The following is a 13,890-nucleotide window of genomic DNA, read 5'->3' as shown; positions in this document are numbered from 1 at the left end:
AAAATAGCTTAAAAATATTTTAGTTTAAAACTTAAATCCAATTAAAAGACTCAAACGCTCAGAATCTATGATTGTGCATTTAACTTACTTAGATTTAAGTGTGAATACTTTTGATAGCACTGAGTCTTTTGTCTATATGTAATATCAATTATGAATGAATTTGGCAGAAAAAAAATACAAACCATGAACAACTCATTCATCTTCAATTTCACATTTCTTATTACATTAAACTCAAGACATAACAAAAGCCTCCACAAGGAGTTTACGGTGAAATTTAATTCAATGATTTTAGCTGCAGTACTTGCCACATCAGCTGTAGCCACAACTACCTCTTATGCAGGCACCAATACCAATGTTGCTTTAACTTCTGCACTTGGTGGTGTAGTCGGTGCTGCAATTGGTAAACAAATGGGTGGTAACACTGGTGCGATGATTGGCTCGGCTCTGGGTGGTGCAGGTGGTGCAGCGGCATCAGCCAGTAAACGCGATCGAACAGGTGCAGCTATTGGTGCAGCTTTAGGTGGTGCAGGTGGCTATACAGTCGGTCAAAGTGTTGCGGGTAGCACCGGTGGATACGCAGGAGCTGCACTCGGCTCTGCAGGTGGTTCGGTCTTGGGTAAAAAAGTAAGCGAAGACCGCCGCTACGATGATGAACGAGATAATCGTTATAACGATAGAGGTTATCGCAATAGCAAATACAGCTACAATGACCGTAATTACCGACGTGATAATGGTCGCCATTTAGGCTGGAATAAACGTCGTTAAGCTGAATAACTCAAATATTTACATGTCAGTTAAAAGCACCTTCGGGTGCTTTTTTTTGCACGTTCTCTATAGCTAAATACACAACAAATTTAATATCGAAAAAAAACGATATACAAAACACGTGAGTCAACGTATGCTTTGATGAGATTCTATATTTGAGATATTCCATGCGTTCATTAAAAGATACCCAATTTTCAATTCTTGAACTCGCTCCTGTGCGTGATGATAAAAGTATTCAATTTTCACTACATCATGCTTTGGCACTGGCTCAAAAAGCAGAGAGTCTGGGTTATAAAAGACTTTGGTTAGCAGAACATCATAATATGGATGGTATTGCCAGCTCAGCAACTGCTGTTTTACTGGGTTACCTCTTGGCCAACACCCAAAGTTTGAAAGTAGGTTCAGGCGGTATTATGTTGCCCAATCATGCACCGTTGGTTGTTGCAGAGCAATTTGGTACTTTAGCCACACTCTATCCTGATCGAGTAGAACTGGGTTTAGGTCGTGCTCCCGGGACTGACCAACTCACTATGCGCGCTTTACGCCGTGGTCGCCAAGAAACCGAAGATCAATTCCCTCAAGATGTGATGGAAATATTGCAATATTTCAAAGAACCAGCACCACATCAACGTATAGTCGCTACGCCTGGTCAAAACACGCATGTGCCTGTTTGGTTATTGGGTTCAAGTTTATTTAGCGCACAATTGGCAGCAAAATTAGGACTTCCCTATTCATTTGCCTCACATTTTGCACCACGTATGCTGGGTCAAGCGATTCAACTTTATCGCGACAATTTTGAGGCTTCTGAATATTTAGATCGGCCGTATATTTCGATGGGAGTTCCTACCGTTGTTGCGCATTCTGATGAAGAAGCAGCATATTTGGCCACCAGCGCCTACCAACGTGTTTTGGGATTGATGCGTGGTCAAAGCTTGAAACTTAAAGCACCCGTAGAAAGCATGGAAGGAATTTGGACTCCTGCAGAAAAAATGTCTGTTAATAACTTCTATGCGATGTCTCAAGTAGGTTCACCTGAAACGGTTAAAGCAGGCTTGGAAGATCTTTTAGCACAGTATGAAATTGATGAGTTTATATTTACATGTGATATTTATGATACAGACAAACGTATCGAAAATTTTGAATTATTGATGGATATCAAAAACGCCTGAAATTTTCAAAAAATCTAAATAGCATCATTTTAGCTGCTATTTAGATTTCAAAAATAATACGACTATTGAATGCTGAGCCTCTTAAATTTAATGAAAGTTAAACACGCTTTGCGATCTTGTTTTGCTAAGGCATAATAGTAATATAAAAATAACTGAACATAAAAATGGAAGTCTGATGAATCAATATATTAACAAACCCACTTCAGCTTTTATTGCAGCAAGCTGGGTTGCGCTTATTGCAGGTATAGCCGCGTATATTATTGGCTTATGGAATGCACAAATGCCATTTAATGAAAAAGGCTATTATCTAATTTTGATTTTATATGGTTTATTTGCAGCAGTGTCTTTGCAAAAAATTGTCCGCGATAAACTTGAAGGCATTGCTGTCACCTCTATTTATTTTGGATTATGTTGGGCATCCATCATTATTTGTGCATTTTTACTGACCATTGGACTCTGGAATGCTTCGCTTCAATTAAGTGAAAAAGGATTTTATATCATGGCTTTTTTACTGAGTTTGTTTGGTGCTGTTGCAGTCCAAAAAAATATTCGTGATTTGGATTATTTAAGAACCCATAGTCAAACGCCTAAGCTTCCCGAATTTCCAAATACCGACCATAACGATGACTCACAATAAAATTAAGTAATTTAAACTGGTGATAGATAGCTTTAATTCTTCATTTTTAAATAATTTTTTTATTTATAAAATTAATTTGTGCTATTTCCTCAGATGACCTTTTTATACAATTTTCGGCATCCTTTATTTTTAAAAGCTACTTTTGACTATATTTTAGATTAACGATGACTGACACGACTGCTAAAAAATCTTTACCACTCTATTTATCTTGGCTATATGATTAACCTATAAAAAGCATTTCAATGAAATAAAATAACAAAGGACAGTAAAATGGTTGATAAGAGAAAAAATGCTTTGGATGGCTTTTTTCAAAACTCCCCTGATTTTTTTAATAAATTTACAGGGAATGTAATTCGTGCAGAAGACTTAAAGTCATTTGATTTTTCAACATTCAATGTGGCAATTATTGGTGCAAATCAGTATATGGTTACGCACCTAGAACAACTCTGTAATAGCGCTCAATCCATTAAAGTATTTCAAATTACGCCACATTTTGTGTTGCCACGTACTGAAAAAGGCATACATAAACTTCTATCACATCCGCTCATCATTAAGAATAGACGGTTATTTAATAATCGAGTTAAATCCCTTTTGGCGATTCGCTATCTTGAGTCAGAGGTTAAAAATAATTGGCTAAAGCGTCAGCTTATGCCGAATTCCGCCAGTGAAAATAAATTATTTTTTAAATCAGATAGCTATTATCGCGCTATGCAACATCAGAACTGTCAGTTAATTACTTGGCCCGTAGTCAAAATTACCAATCATGCGATACACAGCATGGATGGTACTGAACATCCAGTCGATATCATCATTACCACTTATTAGAATTTGAGCCACTTATCTAAAACACAAGAAAGAGATTCAATAAGATCTCTTTCTTCTCTCACTTACTTTACTGTACCCACATATTGATAATGACTATTCATTTTTTGATAACGTAAATATTTACCTGTGGGTTTAGTATTTTGATCTAATAATTTAATATCAATAAACTTCATATCTTTTGAGACACGAATATAATCACCTTTACGCTCCGTATCGTATTGGCAATCATAGTCCACACGAACAGTGTCTAATTTCTTTGTTTTGGTTTGAAAAATTGGTACTGAATGCAACTGATTTTTTTGTTGTTTATAGGCTTGTATTTGATAAGCGCCTACGCAGCTATCCCCTTTATAATAACTTTGAATTAAATAAATAGCCTGTCCAGATAACGTAACTTGGTTAATATTTCGAATAAAACCCGTTTCGATAGATTGCAGTTTATGCTTAGGTGCATTTTTGAACTGCGCATAAGATGAATAGGTTCCCATAGTCCCACCACCACCGACATCAAAAGTATACGTTTTAAATACTTGATCAGGCGCATAGTGAATATTTAAATTCAGATTTTCAGTCAATTGAGGAAATGAATACTTATAACTATTTGCATTCTTTTCAATTAACTTTACGACATCAGTTTCAAGTTTTTCATTGATGGTGTAAAAATCCTGTTGACTGTATTTTTTATAAATCTGCTGTTCTTGCGTACCTAAAGTTGTGGTATTGGCATAACTCTGGCTTAAGCAACCTATAGATAAAACCATCAATCCGACTATTTTCGATATTTCTTTCATCTCATTCACCCGTTCTTTTTGTTATTTATGACATAAAATAAGAGCCCAATAAAAGACTCTTATTTTTGATTAATGTAATCACCATTAACCAATACGACGCTTTAAACCTGTCATCTGTAACACACGAGTTGAAATTTCTTCAATCGACATTTCAGATACATTTAAATACTTCAAACCTTCTGAAATATAAATGCCTTCAATGGCGCGTAATTCCATCTGACATTGACTAAAACTTGCATAACGACTATTGGCTTTACGCTCAGAACGAATGGCAACTAACCTTTCCGCATCAATCATTAAGCCGAACAATTTATTCTTATGCGCTTTTAAAACAGCAGGTAAACGATTGTCATCGAGGTCTTCTTCAGTTAAAGGGTAATTCGCCACACGGATTCCAAATTGTAAGGACAAATAAATTGAAGTTGGTGTTTTACCTGAACGTGATACGCCAATTAAAATTAAATCAGCTTTGTCATAATGACGTGTTCGCGCGCCATCATCATTGTCTAAAGCAAAATGTACTGCATCAATTCGTGCCTTATAAGACTCAGAATCTGTTACTGCATGGGTCTGCCCGACTAAAGTTGTAGGTGGTGTACCTAAAACCTCAGACAATTTACTTATAAGACCTTCAAAAACATCAAGATTTATAGCATTTGCGGTGTTAATAATATCACGTGCATACGGGTCGACCAATGTATCAAAAACCAAAGGTTGATTTCCATCTTGCTCAGCACGTTTATTAATTTCTGCAACTACCTCCATTGCTGCTTCTTCAGAGGTAATATAAGGAATAATATGAATATTAAAATCAACATGAGGAAACTGTGCTAACAATGAGTGACCAAGGGTTTCAGCCGTAATTGCTGTACCATCGGAAATAAAAAAAACACTGCGCTTAATCTGTTTACCTTCTGACATTAAAATTCTCCTTAAATATTTGTCTAAGTGCTATATAATCATTATAGTAAACTGATCTTATATAACTTTTGCTGAGTAAAATCAAAATGCTGAGTAAATTTGTTATAATTTCATGCCAACAAGATAGTGATTAATACTGCAAAAAGTGGAGTAACAACATTGGAAGCGCGCGTAATTGGTCTAGAAAAATTAGGGAAACACGACGTTGAACTTGTAGGTGGGAAAAACTCATCTTTAGGGGAAATGATCAGCCACTTATCCAATGCTGGCGTATCAGTGCCAGGAGGCTTCGCAACTACAGCAGATGCTTATCGTGAGTTTCTCGAACAAAGTGGCCTAAACGCTAAAATTCAAACAGAATTATCAACTTTAAATGTGGATGACGTTAATGCTTTGGCAGAAACGGGGGCTAAAATTCGTCAATGGATTGTAGATACTCCGCTTACAGCAGCACTTGAAAAAGAAGTACGTACTGCTTTTGCTGAACTATCGGCCGAAAATGCTGACATTGCCGTTGCTGTTCGTTCCTCCGCGACTGCAGAAGATTTACCTGATGCTTCTTTTGCTGGTCAACAAGAAACTTTCTTAAATATTCGCGGCATCGAAAATGTATTAATCGCAATCAAAGAAGTGTTTGCTTCACTTTATAATGACCGTGCTATTGCTTACCGTGTACACCAAAATTTCAAACACGAAGTTGTCGCATTGTCTGCAGGTGTACAGCGCATGGTACGCTCTGAAACAGGTGCTGCTGGTGTTATGTTTACACTGGACACTGAATCAGGCTTCCGTGATGTTGTATTTATTACAGCATCTTATGGTTTGGGTGAAATGGTGGTTCAAGGGGCTGTAAACCCTGATGAATTTTATCTATCTAAACCATTATTAAATGCAGGCAAACATTCTATTCTGCGCCGTAATTTAGGTTCTAAACACCAAAAAATGATTTATGGTGAAGAAGCATCTGCTGGAAAGTCTGTTTCAATCGTTGATGTTGAAAAAGTTGATCGTCAACAGTTCGCATTGAATGATCATGAGCTGCAAGAACTGGCAAAACAAGCCTTAATCATTGAAAACCATTATGGTTCTCCAATGGATATTGAATGGGCGAAAGATGGCGATGACGGTCAAATTTATATTGTTCAAGCGCGTCCAGAAACAGTTAAAAGCCGTGAAAATGTCGGCACTATGGAACGTTACTTACTAAAACAAAAAGGTACAGTTATTTGTGAAGGCCGTTCAATTGGCCAACGTATTGGTTCAGGTCGAGTACGTATTGTCACTTCGATCAAAGAAATGGATAAAGTTCAAGCTGGTGATGTTCTTGTCTCAGACATGACCGACCCAGACTGGGAACCTGTAATGAAACGTGCAGCTGCGATTGTCACTAATCGTGGTGGTCGTACATGTCACGCTGCTATTATTGCTCGTGAACTTGGTGTACCCGCAATTGTGGGTTGCGGTAATGCAACAGAAGTACTTGTGGATGGTCAAGAAGTGACCGTGTCTTGTGCTGAAGGTGACACAGGTTTTATCTATGAAGGTGCCTTGGATTTCGAAATCCAACGTAACTCGATTGAATCTATGCCTAAACTACCCTTTAAAATTATGATGAACGTCGGTAATCCTGACCGTGCCTTCGATTTCGCAACTATTCCAAATGAAGGAATTGGGCTTGCACGCTTAGAGTTTATTATTAATCGTATGATTGGTGTTCATCCAAAAGCATTATTAAATATTGATAGTTTACCGCGAGAAACACGCGCTGCTGTTCTTACACGCACTGCAGGTTACAGCTCTCCTATCGAATTTTATGTTGAGAAATTAGTAGAAGGTATTTCAACGCTTGCGGCTGCTTTTGCTGATAAACCTGTGATTGTGCGTATGTCTGACTTTAAGTCAAACGAATATGCCAACCTCATTGGTGGTAAATTATACGAACCAGAAGAAGAAAACCCAATGTTGGGTTTCCGCGGTGCAAGCCGTTATGTTTCTGATAACTTCCGTGACTGTTTTGAACTTGAATGTCGTGCCCTGAAAAAAGCACGTGATGAAATGGGTTTAACCAATATTCAAATCATGATTCCTTTTGTTCGTACTGTTGCAGAAGCAAAACGTGTCATTGAATTATTGGCACAAAATGGTCTTAAACGTGGCGAGAATGGTCTTAAAGTCATCATGATGTGTGAATTACCCACCAATGCATTGTTGGCTGAACAGTTCCTTGAACATTTTGATGGCTTCTCTATTGGCTCAAATGATTTAACTCAATTGACTTTAGGTCTTGACCGTGACTCTGGCATTGTTTCACACTTATTTGATGAGCGTGATCCTGCGGTGAAAGCTTTACTTTCGATGGCTATTCACGCTTGCCGAAAAGCAGGTAAATATGTCGGTATTTGTGGTCAAGGTCCATCCGATCATCCTGATCTTGCGCAATGGTTAATGGAACAAGGTATCGAATCTGTTTCATTAAATCCTGACTCTGTTTTAGATACTTGGTTCTTCTTGTCTGAAGAAAAGACTAAACAAGCGTAATAAAACATGTTAAAAAAGACCCCATTCGTGGGTCTTTTTTTTACCTACTTTTTAAATTTTAGTTTTGAGAATTTAATTTTATGCAAATTTACTTGGCTCGTAATAATCAACAAGCTGGACCATATACATTAGAGCAACTCAATCAAATGCTCGCGAGTCAGCAAGTTTTACTTACTGATCTAGTCTGGCATCAAGGGATGAGTGAATGGAAAGCTTTAGGTGAATTAACCCAAGGAAAACTTGCATATGAGCCTTTAGGCTATACAGCACCTGCACCTTTTCCTGAAAAAACACCTATTCAAAACGACCATTTTCAAAAAATACAGGTTGAAAAAAAAGCAGTACAGAATACAGAACTTGCCTCTATCGGTACGCGTTTTTTAGCCAAAATTATTGATTTACTCCTCTGGTTACCAGCAGCAGCCATTCCATCTTTTTTTCTAAAACCCGAGCAATTTAACCAGCTTTCTGACATTCAACAAAAAATGCAGTCTGCGGATACTTCTACTCAAGCCATCCAATTACAACAGCAACTTTTTACCCTTATTCCAGCTGAAGCATGGCAAGCGATGTTTATCTACATCATTATCATGTTAGGTATTCAGGCTTTTTTATTGGCAAAATCAGGTCAAAGTATTGGTAAAAAATTGACTAAAATTAAGATTGTAGATGTAGAAAGTGGTGAAAAAGTCAGTTTGATGCGTGCTTTTACATTGCGTAGTTTTATCTTTATTATCTTAAATTTATTGTTTATGCCATTCATTACCATACTAGATCATGCATTTGCACTTAGCGAAAAACGCCAAACTTTACATGATAAACTGGTAAAAACCAAAGTGATTAAACAATAATTAAACGATAAGAACAGGAAGGATTTTACCTTCCTGTTTTGTTTCAGAATATTGATATTAAAATGAAATAGTTATAGTGAAATTTAATTCCGACTAAAAAAATCAGTTTTTATAACAGGCATTTAAGGCATTTTAAATATAGCTTAGTTAAACAATATGAGGCATAATGCCCTACAACGTAGCGGTGTCGTATGATTAGAAAATATTTGCCATACTTAACTTTATAAGTATTAATAAATTTCTAATCATGTGGCACTTTAATCGCTATCCCATATTAAATTAGGGAATGGGACTCTTCACCGAGGTTGTAAAATGAGACAAACGTTTTTAGCTGTATTGTCTTTATCTGCGATGGCTGCACTCTTGACTGGGTGTGGCGGTGATATGGTACTTCTAAACTCAAAAGGTCCAGTTGCTGAAGGTCAAAGTAACCTGATGATGATTGCGATCTATCTAATGCTTTTGGTGGTTATTCCATCAGTTATTATGGCATTGTGGTTTGGTTGGAAATATCGCGCGTCGAATAAAGATGCAGAATACAAACCTACTTGGGCACACTCTACGACTATTGAAATTATAGTTTGGGGTATTCCCGTCATTATTATTGGTATTCTAGCTTGGTTAACTTGGTGGGGTTCCCACAAGTATGACCCTTACCGTCCGCTCGAATCTGATAAGGCACCTTTAACTGTTCAAGTTATTGCTGAACAATTTAAATGGGTGTTTATCTATCCAGAACAAAACATTGCGACTGTTAACGAACTCCGTTTCCCTGAGAAAACGCCTTTGAGTTTACGTATAACATCTAACTTCACAATGAATTCGTTCTTCATTCCTGCTTTATCTGGTCAAATCTACGCTATGGCAGGCATGCAAACTCACTTGAATATGTTGGCTGATGAAACAGGTGTATTCCGTGGTTTTTCATCAAACTATTCTGGTTATGGTTTCTCACAAATGCATTTTAAAGCGCATTCTGTGACTGAAGCTCAGTTTGCCAATTGGGTAGAATCAGTGAAGACAGGTAATGGCATTTCAGTTAACCCTGAAGCAATTCAAAAAGGTATTTTAGACCAAACTGAATTTGCAACCTTACGTGACGGTAATCGTTCAACTCATCAGATTGAAGCAATGATAGCCAATGCGGAAACGCCAGAAGAAAAGGCTGCTGCAGAAGCATTAACGCCTTATCCAACTAAGCCACATCCAGTGACTTATTATTCTTCAGTTGAGCCAAAATTGTTCGAATCTGTGATTAACAAATACATGAGTAACTACCATGGTGCTGATCATTCAGCTCCTGCTGCAGGACATGCGAATGCCGCTCATGAAAATGTTGAACATGCGACTGCTTCTGGAGAGGAATAAAACATGAGCTTCTTAGGTAAGTTAGGACCAGATTCAATTCCACACGATCCAATCGTGTTGGCGACTGTTGCAATGATGGTACTCGGTGGTATTGCAGTTTTTGCAGGTATTACCTACTTTAAAAAGTGGAACTATTTGTGGACAGAATGGTTCACTTCTGTAGACCATAAAAAAATTGGTATCATGTATATTTTCATTTCTGTGATTATGCTACTTCGTGGCTTCGCAGATGCAATCATGATGCGTCTTCAACAGTTCCTCGCTCGAGGTGGTGGTGAAGGTTATTTACACCCAGAACATTACGATCAGATCTTTACTGCGCATGGCGTGATTATGATCTTCTTCGTCGCAATGGGTCTAGTTGTTGGTTTAATGAACATCTCTGTACCATTACAAATTGGTGCACGTGACGTTGCATTCCCATTGTTGAACTCTCTTAGCTTCTGGCTCTTTGCTGGTGCTGCAGGTTTAATGATGGCTTCTCTTGCACTAGGTGAATTCGCTGCAACAGGTTGGATGGCTTATCCTCCTCTTTCAGGTATTGAATACTCTCCTGGCGTAGGTGTTGATTACTACATTTGGGCACTACAAGTTTCAGGCTTGGGTACACTTTTAACTGGTGTTAACTTTTTTGTTACCATCATTAAAATGCGCGCACCTGGCATGACATTGATGGATATGCCGATCTTTACTTGGACAGCTTTATGTACGGCTGTATTGATCATTGCATCATTCCCAGTATTGACTGCAACACTTGCGATGCTAACGCTTGACCGCTATTTTGATTTCCACTTCTTTACAAATGACTTGGGTGGTAGCCCAATGTTGTATGTAAACTTGATTTGGACATGGGGTCATCCAGAAGTATATATTTTGGTACTACCAGCATTTGGTATCTACTCTGAAGTTGTATCAACCTTCTCTCGTAAAGCACTGTTCGGTTATAAATCAATGGTGTATGCGACTATTGCGATCACAGTTCTTGCGTTCGTGGTATGGGTCCATCACTTCTTTACAATGGGTGCTGGCGCGAACGTTAATGCGTTCTTTGGCATCATGACCATGGTTATTGCAATTCCGACTGGTGTGAAAATCTTCTCATGGTTATTCACCATGTACAAGGGTCGCATTACCTTTACTACCCCTATGCTTTGGACACTTGGTTTCCTCGTGACTTTTGGTATTGGTGGTTTAACGGGCGTATTAATGGCAGTTCCACCAGCGGACTTCTTAGTACATAACTCGTTATTTTTGATTGCTCACTTCCATAACGTTATTATTGGTGGTGTTGTATTTGGTATGTTCGCAGCGATCATTTTCTACTGGCCAAAAATGTTTGGCTGGAGACTCAATGAAGCTTGGGGCAAAGCATCTTTCTGGTTCTGGTTCTTCGGTTTCTATTTTGCATTCATGCCACTTTATATCCTTGGCTTCATGGGTATGACACGTCGTTTGAATACATATGACAATCCAGAGTGGGATCCATACGTTGCTATCGCGCTGTTTGGTGCCGTACTTGTTGCAATTGGTATTGCTTGTTTCTTAATGCAAATCATTGTTGGTTTCTTACAACGTAATGACAACCTTGATTTGACTGGCGATCCGTGGGATGGCCGTACATTAGAATGGGCGACTTCTTCACCTGCTCCGTTTTATAACTTTGCTCATCTTCCAAAGATCAATGGTATTGATACCTTCTGGACAGACAAAGAAAACGGTATTGCCTATGCCAAACCGACTCAGTATGAAGATATTCATATGCCGACCAATCGTGCTGCTGGTTTTATCATTGCAATGTTCATTACACTTATGGGCTTTGCTTTAATCTGGCACATTTGGTGGTTAGCAGTGATTGGATTCATTGGTGCTATCGTTTCGTTTATCGTAAGTTCATTCACTAAAAAAGTGGATTACTATGTGCCTGCTGCTGAAGTAGAGCGTATTGAAAACGAACGCTATGCGATTCTTGAAAAACACTTGAAGAAGGACTAAGACAATGGCTGAAGTACTTCATCACGACAACCATGACCATGATGAGCATCATCACCACGATGATACTGACATCACTGTCTTTGGTTTCTGGACTTACTTGATGAGTGACTTGATCCTATTCGGGACACTCTTCATTGCGTTCGCTGTATTAAGCAGTCACATTCCTGTAGGCACGCCAAGTGCAAAAGAGCTTTTTGGTGATTCACTCGGTTTCGTATTAACTGAAACCTTTGCACTACTTATCTCTTCTGTGACATTTGGTTTTGCTGTACTTGCTTCATACAAGAAAAATGTAAACCAAGTTTTAACTTGGTTAGCAATTACTTGGTTATTTGGTGCTGCCTTTATTGGTATGGAACTTTATGAGTTTAATCATTTAGTTCATGCAGGTCATGGCCCAAGTCATAGTGCATTCTTATCTGCGTTCTTTACTTTGGTAGGTACGCACGGTATCCACGTGACTTCAGGCTTGATATGGATGATCATTTTGATGTTTCAAATCAAGAAAAATGGTTTGACTCTTCCAAATACCCGTCGTCTTGCTTGCTTAAGCTTATTCTGGCACTTCCTAGACATCGTTTGGATCTGTGTATTCAGCGTCGTTTATTTGATGGGAGTTCTCTAATGAGTCACGATCATAACTCTGCTGGTGCGGCACACGGTAACGTTAAACAGTATACGATTGGCTTTATCCTTTCAGTTATTCTCACGATCATTCCTTTTGGAATGGTCATGAGCGGTGGCTTTGGACGTGGTCTTTTGATTACTGTGATTGCGATTACTGCAGTTGTTCAGGTTTTGGTACAGCTCATGTTCTTCTTACACATGAACTCATCATCTGAACAACGTTGGAATGTAATTGCGTTTATCTATACTGTGCTTTGTATTGCTGTGCTTTTGATTGGTTCCGTATGGATCATGAATTACCTTCACTACAACATGATGATCTAAACTGATCATCATGCTAAAAAAGTATTTATTCCTGACTAAACCAGGAATTCTCTTTGGTAACTTCGTTACCACTTTGGGCGGCTTTTTCTTAGCCGCTCAAGGTTCTGTAGATTTCCTTTTATTGCTTATTACCCTCCTAGGTACAACTCTGGTTGTGGCCTCTGGTTGTGTGATCAATAATGTTATTGATCAAGACATCGACCACAAAATGCAGCGCACACAAAATCGTGCTCTAGTTAAAAAAACTATCTCTGTACCAATCGCTTTAGCTTATGCTTTTGTATTGGGTGCAATCGGTTTTAGCATTTTATGGTTTTGGGTAAATGCGTACGCTTTTTTATTTGCGGTGATTGGTTTTGTGTTCTATGTGGTGTTTTATAGCCTCTGGACAAAACGCACCACTATTCATCAAACGGTTATTGGAAGTATTTCTGGTGCTAGTCCACCAGTAATAGGTTATACCGCTGTTGTAAATGGTTTTGACTTAGCTGCCTTACTTCTTTTTATTGGTTATGCACTTTGGCAAATGCCACATTCATGGGCAATTGCAGTTTATCGTTTTGATGACTACAAAAATGCAGGTATTCCAATTCTTCCTGTAGCACGTTCTATTTTGCGCACTAAAATTGAATCACTGATTTATGTGGTTTTATTTACGATCTCGATGAATGCTCTATATGTATATGGTTATACAAATTGGCTTTACCTTGTGATTCTAAATGCGTTATGTATTTATTGGTTTTATATTGGTGTTCTTGGTTTTAAAGCTGAAAATGACCAATTATGGGCAAAACGTTTTTTCCTATTTTCTGTCATTTTAATTACTCTTGTGAGTTTATGTTTTAGTTTTACCTCCCAAGCCCCTATAAATTCAATCATACTTTTTTAAAAGATAGAGTTCTGCTCTATCTTTTTTATTTTTCATTTCTAAAATAATTTCGCTATAACAATCACATTACGCGCAACACAACCAAAATGATAAAGTTACTTTTACGAACCAAGTCCAAAATAAATAGATGCTGAATATCATTTTTATATCTTTACATCCTATCTACACTTAATTACTCAAGCTTTAGTCATAC

General features: G+C 38.0%; 13 protein-coding genes. 11 read left to right on the top strand and 2 right to left on the bottom strand.

Annotation, left to right across the window (positions count from 1 at the left end; all coding sequences use genetic code 11):
* The first annotated feature begins 267 nt into the window (after positions 1-267).
* The 4 genes from GA0116959_RS05280 (at position 268) to GA0116959_RS05265 (ending at position 3,396) form a co-directional block, all read left to right on the top strand.
* The gene (locus GA0116959_RS05280) at positions 268-765 is read left to right on the top strand and encodes a hypothetical protein (protein WP_092719075.1); all 498 of its coding nucleotides are present in this window, start codon (positions 268-270) and stop codon (positions 763-765) included.
* 167 nt (positions 766-932) lie between these two features.
* Positions 933-1,934 (top strand): LLM class flavin-dependent oxidoreductase, encoded by a 1,002-nt coding sequence (locus GA0116959_RS05275; protein WP_092719072.1) that lies wholly within the window; start codon positions 933-935, stop codon positions 1,932-1,934.
* Positions 1,935-2,109: 175 nt separating this feature from the next.
* Entirely contained in the window at positions 2,110-2,571 is a 462-nt protein-coding gene (gene yiaA / locus GA0116959_RS05270; RefSeq protein ID WP_092719069.1) for an inner membrane protein YiaA, read from the top strand.
* A 270-nt stretch (positions 2,572-2,841) separates the two neighbouring features.
* The gene (locus tag GA0116959_RS05265) at positions 2,842-3,396 is read left to right on the top strand and encodes an NAD(P)/FAD-dependent oxidoreductase (protein ID WP_092719067.1); all 555 of its coding nucleotides are present in this window, start codon (positions 2,842-2,844) and stop codon (positions 3,394-3,396) included.
* 62 nt (positions 3,397-3,458) lie between these two features.
* On the opposite strand, the gene GA0116959_RS05260 is transcribed toward GA0116959_RS05265, so the two are convergent.
* Together GA0116959_RS05260 and ppsR are read right to left on the bottom strand one after the other, a co-directional pair.
* Entirely contained in the window at positions 3,459-4,187 is a 729-nt protein-coding gene (locus tag GA0116959_RS05260; RefSeq protein ID WP_092719065.1) for a hypothetical protein, read from the bottom strand.
* Positions 4,188-4,271: 84 nt separating this feature from the next.
* Positions 4,272-5,108: a posphoenolpyruvate synthetase regulatory kinase/phosphorylase PpsR gene (ppsR, locus tag GA0116959_RS05255; RefSeq protein ID WP_053578012.1), complete on the bottom strand. Its 837-nt coding sequence runs from the start codon at positions 5,106-5,108 to the stop codon at positions 4,272-4,274.
* Positions 5,109-5,267: 159 nt separating this feature from the next.
* Here ppsR and ppsA point away from each other — a divergent pair, with 159 nt between their 5' ends.
* The 7 genes from ppsA (at position 5,268) to cyoE (ending at position 13,697) form a co-directional block, all read left to right on the top strand.
* Complete coding sequence (gene ppsA, locus GA0116959_RS05250; protein ID WP_092719062.1) at positions 5,268-7,646, top strand: phosphoenolpyruvate synthase; 2,379 nt, start codon at positions 5,268-5,270, stop codon at positions 7,644-7,646.
* An 80-nt stretch (positions 7,647-7,726) separates the two neighbouring features.
* Complete coding sequence (locus GA0116959_RS05245) at positions 7,727-8,497, top strand: RDD family protein (RefSeq protein WP_092719060.1); 771 nt, start codon at positions 7,727-7,729, stop codon at positions 8,495-8,497.
* A 312-nt stretch (positions 8,498-8,809) separates the two neighbouring features.
* Entirely contained in the window at positions 8,810-9,865 is a 1,056-nt protein-coding gene (cyoA, locus tag GA0116959_RS05240) for a ubiquinol oxidase subunit II (protein WP_053578015.1), read from the top strand.
* 3 nt (positions 9,866-9,868) lie between these two features.
* Positions 9,869-11,857, top strand: a complete 1,989-nt coding sequence (cyoB, locus tag GA0116959_RS05235; RefSeq protein ID WP_092719057.1) for a cytochrome o ubiquinol oxidase subunit I — start codon at positions 9,869-9,871, stop codon at positions 11,855-11,857.
* A 4-nt stretch (positions 11,858-11,861) separates the two neighbouring features.
* Positions 11,862-12,482 (top strand): cytochrome o ubiquinol oxidase subunit III, encoded by a 621-nt coding sequence (gene cyoC, locus GA0116959_RS05230; protein WP_092719054.1) that lies wholly within the window; start codon positions 11,862-11,864, stop codon positions 12,480-12,482.
* Complete coding sequence (locus GA0116959_RS05225) at positions 12,482-12,808, top strand: cytochrome o ubiquinol oxidase subunit IV (RefSeq protein WP_053578018.1); 327 nt, start codon at positions 12,482-12,484, stop codon at positions 12,806-12,808. The genes cyoC and GA0116959_RS05225 overlap by 1 nt, the downstream gene beginning before the upstream one ends.
* A gap of 10 nt (positions 12,809-12,818) precedes the next feature.
* The gene (gene cyoE, locus GA0116959_RS05220; protein ID WP_092719051.1) at positions 12,819-13,697 is read left to right on the top strand and encodes a heme o synthase; all 879 of its coding nucleotides are present in this window, start codon (positions 12,819-12,821) and stop codon (positions 13,695-13,697) included.
* The last annotated feature ends 193 nt before the right edge of the window (positions 13,698-13,890 follow it).

The sequence above is a fragment of the Acinetobacter albensis genome (assembly GCF_900095025.1).
Classification (GTDB): domain Bacteria; phylum Pseudomonadota; class Gammaproteobacteria; order Pseudomonadales; family Moraxellaceae; genus Acinetobacter; species Acinetobacter albensis.
The sequence above is the reverse complement of the archived record's forward strand: the minus strand, read 5'-3'. Positions and strand labels throughout refer to the sequence as shown.

What these genes read in the sequence shown, in the direction of transcription:
- cyoA (WP_053578015.1), top strand. Translation starts at nt 8,810, where the DNA reads ATGAGACAAACGTTTTTAGCTGTATTGTCTTTATCTGCGATGGCTGCA.
- GA0116959_RS05260 (WP_092719065.1), bottom strand. Translation starts at nt 4,187, where the DNA reads ATGAAAGAAATATCGAAAATAGTCGGATTGATGGTTTTATCTATAGGT.
- cyoB (WP_092719057.1), top strand. Translation starts at nt 9,869, where the DNA reads ATGAGCTTCTTAGGTAAGTTAGGACCAGATTCAATTCCACACGATCCA.
- cyoC (WP_092719054.1), top strand. Translation starts at nt 11,862, where the DNA reads ATGGCTGAAGTACTTCATCACGACAACCATGACCATGATGAGCATCAT.
- ppsR (WP_053578012.1), bottom strand. Translation starts at nt 5,108, where the DNA reads ATGTCAGAAGGTAAACAGATTAAGCGCAGTGTTTTTTTTATTTCCGAT.
- GA0116959_RS05245 (WP_092719060.1), top strand. Translation starts at nt 7,727, where the DNA reads ATGCAAATTTACTTGGCTCGTAATAATCAACAAGCTGGACCATATACA.
- GA0116959_RS05225 (WP_053578018.1), top strand. Translation starts at nt 12,482, where the DNA reads ATGAGTCACGATCATAACTCTGCTGGTGCGGCACACGGTAACGTTAAA.
- GA0116959_RS05265 (WP_092719067.1), top strand. Translation starts at nt 2,842, where the DNA reads ATGGTTGATAAGAGAAAAAATGCTTTGGATGGCTTTTTTCAAAACTCC.
- cyoE (WP_092719051.1), top strand. Translation starts at nt 12,819, where the DNA reads ATGCTAAAAAAGTATTTATTCCTGACTAAACCAGGAATTCTCTTTGGT.
- yiaA (WP_092719069.1), top strand. Translation starts at nt 2,110, where the DNA reads ATGAATCAATATATTAACAAACCCACTTCAGCTTTTATTGCAGCAAGC.
- GA0116959_RS05275 (WP_092719072.1), top strand. Translation starts at nt 933, where the DNA reads ATGCGTTCATTAAAAGATACCCAATTTTCAATTCTTGAACTCGCTCCT.